10 protein-coding genes are annotated in these 14,036 nt (G+C 36.9%); 3 read left to right on the top strand and 7 right to left on the bottom strand.

The genetic code is table 11. From position 1 onward, the window contains the following. Positions 1-32: 32 nt before the first annotated feature. Positions 33-722: a YiiX/YebB-like N1pC/P60 family cysteine hydrolase gene (locus tag BN1354_RS05395; protein WP_052673119.1), complete on the bottom strand. Its 690-nt coding sequence runs from the start codon at positions 720-722 to the stop codon at positions 33-35. A 17-nt stretch (positions 723-739) separates the two neighbouring features. Then, the gene (locus BN1354_RS05390) at positions 740-2,278 is read right to left on the bottom strand and encodes a helicase HerA-like domain-containing protein (protein ID WP_045089399.1); all 1,539 of its coding nucleotides are present in this window, start codon (positions 2,276-2,278) and stop codon (positions 740-742) included. Positions 2,279-2,468: 190 nt separating this feature from the next. Here BN1354_RS05390 and BN1354_RS05385 point away from each other — a divergent pair, with 190 nt between their 5' ends. Then, positions 2,469-3,125: a hypothetical protein gene (locus BN1354_RS05385; RefSeq protein WP_045089400.1), complete on the top strand. Its 657-nt coding sequence runs from the start codon at positions 2,469-2,471 to the stop codon at positions 3,123-3,125. A gap of 10 nt (positions 3,126-3,135) precedes the next feature. Further along, on the top strand, positions 3,136-4,437 hold the full coding sequence (locus BN1354_RS05380; RefSeq protein WP_045090851.1) for an alpha-L-fucosidase: 1,302 nt from the start codon (positions 3,136-3,138) through the stop codon (positions 4,435-4,437). A gap of 4 nt (positions 4,438-4,441) precedes the next feature. Here the strand turns inward: BN1354_RS05380 and menA are convergent, their stop codons facing one another. The 4 genes from menA to BN1354_RS05360 form a co-directional block, all read right to left on the bottom strand. Continuing rightward, positions 4,442-5,347, bottom strand: a complete 906-nt coding sequence (gene menA, locus BN1354_RS05375; RefSeq protein WP_045090852.1) for a 1,4-dihydroxy-2-naphthoate octaprenyltransferase — start codon at positions 5,345-5,347, stop codon at positions 4,442-4,444. Between the two features lie 16 nt (positions 5,348-5,363). Beyond that, on the bottom strand, positions 5,364-6,845 hold the full coding sequence (proS, locus tag BN1354_RS05370) for a proline--tRNA ligase (RefSeq protein ID WP_053826477.1): 1,482 nt from the start codon (positions 6,843-6,845) through the stop codon (positions 5,364-5,366). A 100-nt stretch (positions 6,846-6,945) separates the two neighbouring features. Continuing rightward, positions 6,946-8,328: an MFS transporter gene (locus BN1354_RS05365; protein ID WP_053827217.1), complete on the bottom strand. Its 1,383-nt coding sequence runs from the start codon at positions 8,326-8,328 to the stop codon at positions 6,946-6,948. A gap of 55 nt (positions 8,329-8,383) precedes the next feature. Continuing rightward, on the bottom strand, positions 8,384-10,957 hold the full coding sequence (locus BN1354_RS05360) for a beta-mannosidase (protein WP_053826476.1): 2,574 nt from the start codon (positions 10,955-10,957) through the stop codon (positions 8,384-8,386). A gap of 353 nt (positions 10,958-11,310) precedes the next feature. Here BN1354_RS05360 and BN1354_RS05355 point away from each other — a divergent pair, with 353 nt between their 5' ends. Further along, the gene (locus BN1354_RS05355) at positions 11,311-13,512 is read left to right on the top strand and encodes a RelA/SpoT family protein (protein ID WP_053826475.1); all 2,202 of its coding nucleotides are present in this window, start codon (positions 11,311-11,313) and stop codon (positions 13,510-13,512) included. A gap of 6 nt (positions 13,513-13,518) precedes the next feature. On the opposite strand, the gene BN1354_RS05350 is transcribed toward BN1354_RS05355, so the two are convergent. Then, positions 13,519-13,953: a 2-amino-4-hydroxy-6-hydroxymethyldihydropteridine diphosphokinase gene (locus BN1354_RS05350; protein WP_197272016.1), complete on the bottom strand. Its 435-nt coding sequence runs from the start codon at positions 13,951-13,953 to the stop codon at positions 13,519-13,521. Between the last annotated feature and the right edge of the window lie 83 nt (positions 13,954-14,036).

Here is a 14,036-nt window from a genome sequence, read left to right as displayed (position 1 = left end):
TATTATATTTTAAATTTATCAGTATATGACTATTATTTGAAAAATGTGTGTACTATATCTATCACCGGAAGTTTGGCCATATCCGCAGGATTTGTACCTGGCATTCCTTCAGGTATATCAACATTCAATTTTTTAAAATGTGACTCCCAGAATGGATCCGGTTTTCCAGTTTCCTTATTCTTAAACGACATTTTTAGTGGCTCAATTATATAATTACCCGACGAATCCTTAAATGAGAATCTAACTAGCTCACTACAGTAAAACAGATCATTAGCCTCATCATAATAGTAATCATACTTCTTTCCTAAATGAGCCGATGCATTTTCTATAGCATCAGGTATAGAATATTGCAATTCAGGAATCAGTCTGCCCACAGCTATTAATTTCTTTCCATCAATCTCTGCTGCTTCAGCAAAGAACTCCTTCAGAGTACTTTTTCTTACTCCACCCCTTGTGGTTGCTTCAATTATAAAGATATCATCACCCTCTATAGAAACTATTCCAACATGTGAGTATGGTATTTCATCTTTCATTGAAGTACTCTCCTTAATAGCAGAAGTGAAATCTGAATTACCGGAACCAACAGAAAAGAGTAAATCCCCATTTTTATAATTAAATGATTTATCAGGATTAATGCATCCCCCCAAAATTAAAAACAGAAAGAAAAAAGAGATTATTAAAGTATCTTTTATTATATAGTTTCTGGAAAAATTCAATATCATACAAACATTTTATTTTCTTATCTCTTACCAAACAGTCCTCCAAGCAATCCACGGGTAATGGTTTTACCAATCTCGTAACTTATCTGACGAGTTGTACTTTTGCCTACCTGTTGTAAAAGATCTCCCAAAATACCCTGTTCTTCCTTTCTTTTTCGAGCAGCTGCACGCTGAGCCTTTTCGGCTTCTCTCGCAGCCTTCTCCTGTTCCTTTTGAATACGGATACGCTCTTTTTCTTCAGCAGCTAAACGTCGCTCTTCAGCCAGAAGATCCTGTTTCTTTGAAAGTATTTCATAAGCAGATTCTCTATCTATCAACTGTTCATAAACACCATAAATAAGAGAACTTTTTAATATCTGATCTCTCTCACCCAGAGTGATTGGTCCTATTTGTCCTTGCGGAGGCAGAATATTAGCCCTTTCAACTACTTGAGGTGCACCCTTCTCATCAAGAAAAGATACCAAAGCCTCACCAGTATTAAGTTGAGTAATAACCTCCTCTGTGTTAAAGCCTGGATTAGCCCTGAATGTGTTTGCAGCCACCTTAACAGCCTTCTGATCATTAGGAGTATAAGCCCTTAATGCATGCTGTACCCTGTTACCTAGCTGACCCAGAATTGATTGTGGAATATCTGCGGGATTCTGAGTACAAAAATAAACACCTACACCTTTCGAACGAATTAATCTCACTATCTGTTCCACTTTCTCAAGTAATGAATTAGGCATATCATTAAACAGCAGGTGAGCTTCATCAAAAAAGAAAACAAGTTTAGGTTTCTCAAGATCACCCACTTCCGGAAGTGTTTCGTATAAATCATCAAGTAACCACAATAGAAAAGTGGTGTATACTCTAGGTGATTTCATCAGCTTATCAGCAGCAAGAATATTAATAACACCTTTACCTTGCTCAGTTTGTATAAAGTCAGTTATCTCAAGATCAGGTTCCCCGAAAAACTTATCAGCACCCTCACTCTCAAGTCTCATTAAACCACGCTGAATAGCACCAATACTCGCAGGTGAAATATTGCCATATTTAGTAGTAAATTCGCTTCTGTTATCACCAATGAACTGCAGCATCTTTTGCAGATCCTTAAGATCCAGGATCAAAAGATTATTATCATCAGCAATTTTGAATGCCATTGTAAGTATAGCGCCCTGTGTTTCGTTCAATCCCAATAGTCGTTCCAGCAACAATGGTCCCATCGACGTAACAGTAGTTCTTACCGGATGGCCCTGTTCTCCAAAAACATCCCAGAAACGAACAGGATAAGCCTTATACTCAAAACCTTTTTCTTTTAGATTATAACCATCAACTCTTTTATTAACACTCTCTTTATTACCACCAATTTTAGCTACACCTGAAAGATCGCCTTTCATATCAGCTGCAAAAACAGGTACACCCATCTCACTAAATGTCTCAGACAAAGTCTGTAAAGTGACTGTTTTTCCCGTGCCTGTTGCACCAGTAATTAATCCATGTCGATTTGCCATTTTTGGTATCAGACACACTTCAGCTTTATCATTAATGGCTATGAAAGCGCGTTTGTTGTTGTCAAACATAATGAAAAGAATTTTGGTTTGTTAATGGAACAAAGTTAATTAAATAATTTAAATCATCACCCTGGTTTTTACAGCATGTTAATTCTTTTATTTTTACAAAATTATAGTTTATCTTTACGTAATTTACATATTAGCCCCTAGAGTTACAGGGTAATAATTATGATGTTTTGTAAGTTAACTTTTTACCGATATGAAGCGATCAACCTTATTATTAACACTTGTATTAGTCACTGCATTTTCTGCATACTCACAGAAAGAGATATCCCACTATCTATTTTCTGAATTCATACCAGGAGTAGTTCTTATGAAAGGTGGAACAGAAAACCATGCTTTGTTAAACTATAACCTGGTTACTGAAGAGATGATATTTGATCAGGGAGGACAGCTGTTAGCATTTGCTGATATAACATTAGACAATCTAGACACAGTGTTTATTGATAACAGGAAGTTTATTCTAAACAACAAGAAAAAATTTGTAGAAGTTGTTGAGGAAAGTAACTATAAACTATATATAGAACATAAATGCAGACTGCTTGCACCGGGGAAACCTGCTGGTTATGGTGGTACTACACATACTTCTGCTGTAGATTCCTATTCAAGTTTATATGATGGTGGCATGTGGCATCAATTGAAACTACCTGATGACTATAAGGTAAAACTCTTTAATTTATATTCAATTGATAATGGTTCAGGAATAAAGGAGATTAAGTCGGTCCGTCAATTGAAACGTTTCTATAACAAGTATAAAGATCTATACAACGATTACATAAAAGAAAACAAGTTCGATTTTGACGACTATGAAACCGTCAAAGGGTTAGTTCATTATATTGAGAATAATTCAAAATAAATTAAAACCTATGAAACACTTTATTTCCATACTAATGATGATATACTTAGTATATTCAGGAGCATTAGCTCAAGAGAACTACATACCCACAGCAGAAAATTTAAAAAACAGAGAAGAATTTCAAGATATGAAATTTGGTGTATTTATTCACTGGGGTATCTATAGTATGATGGCAGATGGCGAATGGATAATGAATAATAAAAACCTTAACTACAAAGAGTATGCACTCTTAGCTCAAGGATTTTATCCATCAGCATTCGACGCCGCCAAATGGGTATCAGATGTAAAAGCATCCGGTGCTAAATATATATGCATCACCTCCCGACACCACGATGGCTTTTCAATGTTTGGCACCAAGCAGTCTCCATATAATATTGTAGATGCTACACCATTTAAACGAGATATAATAAAAGAGCTTGCTGAAGAGTGCCATAAACAGGGCATTAAGCTTCACTTTTACTACTCCATACTCGATTGGAGTAGAGATGATTACTTCCCAATAGGCAGATCAGGAAGAGGAGTGGGGCGCATTAATAAAGGTGAGTGGAAAACCTATCACAACTTTATGCTGAATCAATTAACTGAGTTGTTAACAAATTACGGTGAAATAGGAGCAATATGGTTTGATGGCATGTGGGATCAACCAGAAGATTTCGATTGGAAACTGAGAGAGATCTATGATCATATACATTCAATACAGCCAGGGTGTCTTATTATCAACAACCACCACCTGGCACCTATTGAAGGAGAGGATGGCCAGACATTTGAGAAAGATCTCCCAGGTCAGAATCAGTCGGGATATTCATCCACTGCAACTGTTGGCAAACTCCCTCTTGAAACATGTGAAACAATGAATCATACATGGGGATATAGCATAACAGATAAAGATTATAAGTCCGAGAAAGAGCTTATCCATTATTTGGTAAAAGCAGCAGGCAATAACGCCAACCTACTTATGAATGTGGGTCCACGCCCCAATGGTGAATTCCCTGACATCGCAATAGAAAGATATTTAGCAATAGGCCGATGGTTGAATGAGTATGGTGAATCTATCTATGGGACCCGTGGTGGAATTATTGAACCACGTGACTGGGGAGTTACAACGCAAAAAGGGAATAAGATTTATGTTCATATACTAAACCTGGAGGATGATGCACTATATCTGCCAATTCAGGGTAAAATGATAGCCTCAGTTAAACAGTTTATTGATGGCAAGCCAATAAAATTCACCACTTCAGAAAAGGGCATATTGCTTAATCTGAACAGTAAACCTGATGCAATTGACTATGTTCTGGAAATAGATATGAAATGAAAATCTAAAGATTGATACAAATCGAAAATACTACAGCAATTATAAAACCGGAGAGAGCAGTAGGTTTTAAATAAGGGTCAAGTTCTGACCCTTTTTTTCTCTGTATCCCGATCAGAATTTTGAAAAGTGTAAGAAAGAAAATTAAATAAATATATCTATACCATGGAGATGGTTCATATATATTGTTAAAACTCAGGAAACAGAAGAAAGATGCCATAGTTAAAATGGTGTGATACATTTTTGATTTAGGTAATCCCAGTTTTACTGCAACTGTATGTTTGCCTGACGACCTGTCGTTATCCATATCCCTCATATTGTTGATATTAAGTATCATAGTGCTTATGATTCCAATACCTACTGCAGGCAGCACAGGTATGTGGGTAAAATCATGAGTGTGCAGAAAATATGTGCCAATTACAGGTACAGGGCCAAAAAAGAAAAAAGCAAACAGATCGCCCCAACCTTTGTAACCGTATGCATTTTTCCCCATAGTGTAGAAAAGTGCAGCAAGTATACACAACAGACCTGTTACAAGGAGAATTAATGCATTAGTTCCGTTAATATAGGGGTAGGCAAGTGAAACCAACACTATCCCAGAAAAAAGACAAATTACAATAAAGATGATTACGGCATATTTCATCTCTCTCACAGAGATTGCTCCACCCTGCAGAGCACGAGTCGGTCCCTCTCTTTTACCTGTTGTATCAGTTCCTTTAAGATAGTCACCCAAATCGTTAGCAAGATTAGCAAGTATCTGAATCGAAACAGCTAATAATAGGGCAAAGATAAAAACAGATATGTTGAACTTATCTTCGTAAATAGATAATCCGCTTCCCAGTATAACAGTTGCAACTGCCAGAAAAAGTGTACGAAGTCTGAAAGCGGATATCCATTGTTTAAAAGTAGCCATGAAATCACCTAAAGATTTAGTATGATCTTGCAAAAATTACCCTTTGCTTAGAAGGTTTACCTGTTACCATACATTTACCAGGTGTTTTGTCTCCTTCCAGAGGTATGCATCTGATAGTTGCCTTTGTTTCGTTTTTAATCAACTCTTCTGTCTCCGGAGTGCCATCCCAGTGACACAACAGGAATCCACCTTTTTCGATTTCTACTTTAAATTCATCGTAACTATCTACTTCACGTGTTTGTGAATTTCTGAAATCAAGTGCTTTTTTGTAAATATTTTCCTGAATTTCCTCCAGCAGCTCCTTGATGTAATTTTCAATACCATCACATGACAGAGTTTCTTTAGTTAAAGTATCCCTTCTTGCCACTTCAATAGTATTATTTTCTAGATCACGTGCACCAATAGCTAAGCGTACAGGCACACCCTTCAATTCATATTCCGAAAACTTCCAACCCGGTTTCTTATTATCTGCATTATCATATTTAACACTTATTCCAAGTGCTTTTAATCTTTGCACGATACCGGCAACCTTTTCATTTACCTGTTGCAGCTGCTCTGCATTTCTGTAGATAGGAACAATAACCACCTGATAAGGTGCAAGCTTAGGAGGCAACACTAATCCGTTATCATCAGAGTGCGACATAATCAAAGCACCAATCAATCTGGTTGAAACTCCCCAAGAAGTTGCCCAGACATACTCAAGCTTTCCTGTTTGATCAGCAAACTGAACATCAAATGCTTTAGCAAAGTTTTGTCCCAGAAAATGTGAAGTACCCGATTGAAGAGCTTTTCCATCCTGCATTAAAGCTTCAATGGTATATGTGTCCAATGCACCGGCAAATCTTTCAGATTCAGACTTAAAGCCTTTTATTACAGGCATTGCCATATATTTCTCAGCAAATTCTGAATAGACATTTATCATACGCTCTGTCTCTTCAACAGCCTCTTCTCTTGTGGCATGTGCAGTGTGTCCTTCTTGCCAGAGAAACTCAGCAGTTCTGAGAAATAATCTAGTCCTCATCTCCCAACGAACAACATTTGCCCATTGATTAATAAGCAGAGGGAGGTCTCGATATGATTGAATCCAGTTTTTATAAGTGCTCCATATAATAGTTTCAGAAGTTGGTCTTACCACTAACTCCTCTTCAAGCTTAGCCTCAGGATCTACGATTACACCATTGCCATTTGGATCATTTTTTAAACGATAATGTGTTACCACCGCACACTCTTTAGCAAAACCTTCCACATGGTCGGCTTCCCTGCTAAGATATGATTTAGGAATAAACAGCGGGAAATATGCGTTAACGTGACCTGTTTCCTTGAACATATCATCCAGTTGACGCTGCATTTTTTCCCATATAGCATAACCATATGGTTTAATTACCATACATCCTCTTACTGCAGAATTTTCTGCCAGATCAGCTTTTATAACTAAATCCAGATACCACTGTGAAAAATCTTTACTTCTGGGAGTAAGCTCCTTCAATTCTTTTGCCATTACTTCTTAATACTATTTGTAAATGTGGGTGCAAAGATAACACCAAATGAGTAATTTTACTATGAGATTTTATGAATAAATATGAAAAACCTATTTTGTATTATACCCCCTTCTTTACATTTCCCCTGAAATGCGAAAAATATATGCCTGGGACTCCAATAACTGTGAAAATTATAAAGCCCCATCGCATTGCTTTAAGGAATAATTGATCTGATACTGCATCAATAGATTGATCGCCTAAATTAAAAGATATCAGTAATGTAATAATACTCATGCTTATAATCTGACCAAATACTCTCATTGAAGCAGCAAGACCTGATGCCTGTCCATACTGATTACGTTCCACTGAACTCATTATCGTATTCATATTAGGAGATGAGAAAAGAGCAAAACCTAACCCAACCCAAATCAGAATTGTAACAATCAGCCATATAGGAGTAGATGCATTCAAAAAAGCCAGCATGCTCAGTCCCATAGTACACATTGCCATTCCAGTTGTTGCCAGATAGCGAGGTTGAATTTTATCTGATGCTTTGCCAACTAGAGGTGAAAAGATTGCCATCATCAGTGGTTGCGCAAGTATTACAGCACCTGCTTCTTTTGGAGAAAGACTCAATGTTTTCTGTAAATAAAGACTGATAAAAAAACCAATTGCAAATGTCGAAGTATAGTTAATCAGTGCAGCCATGCTTGAGAATGTAAACAACCTGTTATGGGTAAATAATGATGTGTCAAGCATTGGATATTTTAATTTGCTCTCTGCCCTCCAGAAAATTACCAGTAGTATCAGCGATAACGCCATAAGCACCCAACCTCTGGTTGAGGGAATCTGAGATGAACCATAAACCAAAGCAACTAGTCCCGACATAAACAGGAGTGTACCAGCTATATCTCCCTTTTTGGAATCAGGTATAAAACTCTTATCACTCTTAAGAAAAATAATTGAAACAATTAATGTGATGATACCTAATATGGCAGCAATACTAAATAGTATACGCCACCCAAACTGTTCCGTTAAGACTCCACCTACAGCAGGTCCCAGTGCCAATCCGATATATACAGCAGAAACTGAAATACCGAGCACCTGACCTCTTTTATTGGCCGGAAAAGAAGAGACTAGTATTGCCTGACCTGTTGTTCCTGAAAAAGCAGCACCTATACCTTGAATAAAACGAGCTGCAATCAACCAGATACCGCTTGGGGCAAAATAACAGGCAGTGGAAGCAATAATGAATAGTACAAGACCAAATTTAAAAATTTTCCTGTTGTCTGACTTATCACCCCAGCTTCCTGCAGGTATCATAAATAAAGCCATACCAAGTATAAAGGATGTTATAATCCAGCTTAGCTCAATTGCCGAAAGTGACAAGCTGCTGCCAATACTGGGTAGTGCAATATTCACTGCAGATACCAGGAATGTACCCATAAATGATGTTATAGCAACAACAGATAATATAGAGAGGTTTGTTTTTTTATCAGCCATAAATAATGAATATTCATACGACATAAACTATATATCGTATGAATATGTTTTCAAATTAATAAGTTTCTCTGACATGCCTGAATGTAACCGGAGTTTTATCTGCACCTTTTAGTTCAGGAGATGTAATTACAATTGTTCTTTCTTCACCCGGCAGCAGATCAATAAAATTGTCACTGAACTGTGCTCCTAAAACGGGGATCTCCACGAAAACATCTTTAGCCAGTTTTTTACTGGATAGTGTAACAACATATTCTCCATCCTTATAAGAAACACTGCTTTCTATTTCGGTCTCAGGCAGATCAAGCTTGTTTGGCCAATAGAAGAAATAATCTTTTGTTGAAATAATGTTTCCTTCACTATCTCTAAGGTAAGCGTGAATCATAGTGTGTGATTTTTCTGATTCACCCACAATATCAGATATTTTGACTGTTTTCACTATTTTACTACTATTTGCTTCTGCATCAACAATATCCTTGAACTCTTGCTTAACACCGTCTGAAAAATCCACTATCTGAACTGTAAGTATCAGATCACTGCGATTTTCAAGATAGTCTGACATGGTATAAAAATTCAGATTACCATCTTTATTCTCTATACCCAAAGCAAGAGGAGCAAAAACATCTCTCATGCGGTAATGTTGCGCCTTCCAATTGTTGTAGTAGTCGATGCTCGACCATGACACAACGGGCCAGCTATCATTTATTTGCCAGTATAATGCACCCATACAGTATGGTCTTCCTCTTCGCATTGCCTCAACTGACTCCTCCATTCCATTTCCCTGCATTACCAATCCTATATAAACAAAATCCTCAAAATTTTTAGGTTCATGATAATACATGTCCATGTACTTCTTTATTAAAGAGTTTCCTGTAGATGCTTTCTGGTGAATAGTCATTACTTCACTCTCCAGAGACCACTGGTCAGGTTTCGCAAATGTCTTAATTGTTTTCATTTCAGGGAATGACTGAAATCCAAATTCACTTGCAAAACGAGGTAAACGGTCAGCCATTGCTTCAAAAGGAAGTTCACCATACCACAATCCCCAGTCATGCACATCACCCGTATTGAAAAGATCTGGTCTTCCCCAGTTTGCAACGTCTGGTGAGCCATGAACGTAATCACGTGTGCCGTCATACTCACTCACAAGTGATGGTAATAGTTCACGGAATGTAAGGTCATATCCTTTAAACCATCCATCCATAATCTCTTTTGGAACAGTTTTTCCCCATCCCCAGAAATTCAGTCCTTCCCACACTTCATTGTTTCCACACCAATATGCCAGTGAAGGGTGATTTCTCAGTCTTTTTATATTATATATGGCCTCCTCTCTCACATTAGCAAGGAAGTTATCATCAGAAGGGTAGGCTACACATCCAAAAATGAAATCCTGCCATACCAGAATACCTCTTTCGTCTGCCTGACGATAAAACTCTTCATTCTCATAAATACCACCTCCCCAAACGCGTACAAAGTTCATATTTGCACCTGCAAGGTTATCAAAAAATCTCTCATAATACTCCTCATCCTGTTGAGTAGTAAGTATCTCTCCCGGGATGTAATTTGAGCCCTTAGCGAATATGGGTATACCGTTTACTTCAAAGTAGTAAGATTTACCATGCTCATCCTCTTCAAAGATATGCCTGATAGATCTCAATCCTGTTCTTACAGTCTTTTCAGCAATAACCTCATTGTCGACAGTCAGTTTAACTTTGAAATCATACATATTTTGATCACCCCAGTTAACAGGCATCCAGAGTTTAGGGTTATTAATCTTCAAAGGAATTGAGAAATTGTTCCATCCCGGCATTAATCCTACCTGTTCCTCGATAAAATTAATGTTGTCGTCAACACTGTATTCTATTGATAATGTTGCCTCTATCTGTTTTTCATTATATGAGAAAAGCTCAACCTGATGCTCTGTTTCAGCCAATTCACTATCAATAGATACCTGTTTTACATAATAATCCTCGATACTTGCACTGTTATATAAATGTAGAGAAACAGGCTTCCATATACCCATTTGCACAATTCTGATTCCCCAGTCCCATCCAAAATGATAAGGTGCTTTGCGATTATACACACTAAGCTTCTCATCTCTGTGGTCGTTACCTGCCGGATATTCATAACCAAATGACTCACGTGCGGGCATCATACGTTCAATCGGAGAATAGAACCTGATATATAGTTTATTTTCTCCTTCGCGTAACATGTTTTTAACAGATACTTTATGGCCAATAAACATATTTTCAGTTTGAAGTATTCTGGAACCATTTAAAAAAACATCAGCGTGAGTATCTAATCCTTCAAAAAATATTACAGCATCGTCATACTGTAACTGCTCTGCAGTAACTACGAAAGTTTTTCTGAAATCCCAGTTTTTATCCTCAACCCATTGTATCAGCTTCTCATTTGTGCCATAATAAGGATCGGGCAAAACGCCAAGACGTATCAAGTCACGTTGCACAGACCCAGGTACTTCCGCATCGTTCCACGAAACATTTTCTTTGTTTTGGTTTGTATCTGCAACCTGAGAAAATTGCCAGCCCTCATTTAACTGTAGCACTTCACTTTGCTGTGCCATTAACAGTGTAGGGATAGTAAATAGTAGTAGAATAATTATTTTACGCATGCTTTAATATGTTTAATTCGTTTATGATCTATTTTTTATTTTTCCATTTCTGCTAATAAGATGATTTTAAGTATAGTATCATTTGTACTTTATAGGTGTTTCGCTCTTACCCGGTTCTTACCTTCCTAATATTTTAATGAGGAGGGTAAGAACCGGGTAAGGAGAAGGTAAGAGCTATATATGTACTAAGTATGGACTCTGTTTGCCCAATAACTTATCTAAAATCATATTAATTACCGCTTTTATAAATATTAAATCATTAAATTTGCTATGCAGTATTTATTTATATTTTAAAGTTAATTCATTTTTCGGATAGAATAAAGTAAGTAGAGATTATTTTTAGGAAATGGGGTATGACCGAAATTCAGGAAAAAGATAAAATTGAGTTTTTAGTTCATTACAAAAAGATATATTCAGTACTTCGTGATGAATGGAGCATTGAGAGAATCGGACTGCTCAAACAGATACTATTGAACTATTTGCAGACATGTGATGATACAACTCAGGATAATGTCAAGAATGAACTTTGGGCTGATATCAGAACTACAATAGTGGCAATTGATGAGATCGGTCTGAAGCAATCCTCTGTATGTGCCATTTTACTTATTCATCCTGTTTCAAATGGGAGTTACTCTGTTGAGAGAGCTAGATCAGATTTTGGTGAAGATACCTCTGTAATACTTAATGGACTTCTTAAAATCAGTGAGTTTAGTGACAAGAAATCTGCCGTTGAGTCAGAAAATTATATTAAACTGCTGCTTTCTATAGCAGAAGATATAAGGGTGGTATTTATAATGATTGCTCAGCACCTAAGAATGATGAGGGAGGCAAAATCGGCCACAAGTTCTGAGAGGCTGGATCTGTCTGTAGAATCAACTTATCTCTATGCACCGCTTGCCCACAGGTTGGGTTTTTATACCATTAAGTCTGAACTTGAGGATCTATCATTGAAATATACCGACAGGGAAACTTACGATTTTATAGCCGGTAAACTAAATGAAACAAAGCGTTCCAGAGAAAAATATATTGCAGAGTTTATTGAGCCGGTGAAGCAGCGACTAAACAACACTGGTTTTAAGTATGATATTAAGGGGCGTACAAAGTCTATCAACTCGATATATAACAAACTTAAAAAGCAGAAGATTGAATTCGAAAATATTTATGACCTTTTTGCAATTCGTGTAATTCTGGATGCACCTTTAGAGCAGGAAAAAGCGCAATGCTGGCAGGTTTACTCCATAATTACTGATATGTATCAACCCAATCCGAAGAGATTAAAAGATTGGTTGTCAATACCTAAAAGCAATGGTTATGAGTCACTGCATATAACTGTAATGGGCCCGGGTTCGAAATGGGTTGAGGTGCAGATACGAACAAAAAGAATGGATGAGATTGCTGAACGAGGTTTAGCAGCTCACTGGAAATATAAAGGATTAAAGAGTGAATCAGGTCTTGATGAATGGCTCAAGTCTCTTAGAGAGTCGCTGGATGACAAGGAAACCAACCTGACACAGAAGTTGTCTGATTTTAAGCTTGACCTTTATGATGAAGAGATTTTTGTATTCACACCAAAAGGTGATCTTTTTAAATTGCCTAAAGGTGCAACAGTTCTTGATTTTGCATTCTCAATACATTCAAAATTAGGTGCTACCTGCATGTCGGGTAGAGTTAACGGTAAAAATGTTCCTATTAAACATGTTCTAAAAAGTGGTGATCAGGTTGAGATCAACACCTCCTCGCATCAAACCCCTAAACAGGATTGGCTTAATAGTGTTGTAACATCCAAAGCCAAGACAAAAATTCGCCAGTTACTAAAAGAGGAGGCTGGTAAACAGGTTGATATTGCAAAGGAGACCCTTTTGCGAAGGATGAAAAACCGCAAGATTGATCTGGATGATTCTCATCTAATGCAATTGATTAAAAAGCTTAAATACAAGACTGTTACAGATTTTTATGTTGATATTGCAAATGGAAAGAATGATATAAACTGGGTAATTGACCGTTATCTTGAGATAGAAAGCAGGAGTAATGAAATCAGAGAATCACACTCAACAGTAAGTGCTGAAGAGTTTACATTAAAAACCCCGGGTATTGAGAATACAAGTGCAGATGAACTGATAATAGATCAGAATCTTACGGGGATCGATTATAAACTTGCTAAATGTTGTAATCCTATTTATGGTGATGAGATATTTGGTTTTGTTTCATCACAGGGGATAAAAATACATAGATTCAGTTGTCCTAATGCGCAAGATCTTTTCTCACGCTATGGATACAGAATATTAAAAGCCCGCTGGTCAGGCAAAACAGGCTCTTCCAATTACACTATTATACTTAGAGTAATCGGAAACGACCAGATTAATATTGTAGCTAACCTAATGTCTATAATATCAAAAGAGGAAGGCATCCAGATGAGGTCAATTTCAATTGACTCAAATGATGGTCTATTCCAGGGTAACATCGCTGTTATGCTTGCCAATACCTCGATGTTGGAACAACTGATTAAAAAACTAAAAGCAGTAAAAGGTGTTAAATCAATTACCAGGCTAAATTAATAAATTCTATATATCAGATTCTTCCAATGAATCAAGTTCATCAGGCGATGTTGTTTGGTTAGTCGGCTCAGGTATCACAAAAATGGCCAATAGTTGCTGAATATACTCCTTCTCAAAATCCTGTGGTCTTAGTATCTCTTCACCATACTTCAGAAGATCGATATCTATAACTACCTTGCCCTGATATTTATCTTTAGGGGTACGTCCAACAGCTCTTTCTGTCTGCTTAATCTTTTCTATTATCTCTTCCTGTGAGAGATCTGTTTCAAAACTTGCCAGAATATTTCGGAACAGATATTTAAAACTATCATCTTCAGGTTCAGATAAAATTGGTTCACTGAAAATGATTCCTGGAAATAGATAAGAAAGCATTCGTTTAGCTTTATCTATATTTGTTTTCGCAAATGTGTTGGAACCTATACTAAGTAAAATTGTGCTCATACTGATAAATTGAAACACAAACATACAAAAAAAAAGGTATTTATTAAAGTCGCAATGGGAAATCAGTTGTCTGTTAGTCCTAA

Origin of the sequence: Lascolabacillus massiliensis (assembly GCF_001282625.1) — a bacterium.
Lineage (GTDB): Bacteria > Bacteroidota > Bacteroidia > Bacteroidales > Dysgonomonadaceae > Proteiniphilum > Proteiniphilum massiliensis.
This window is presented reverse-complemented; position numbering and strand designations above follow the sequence as displayed.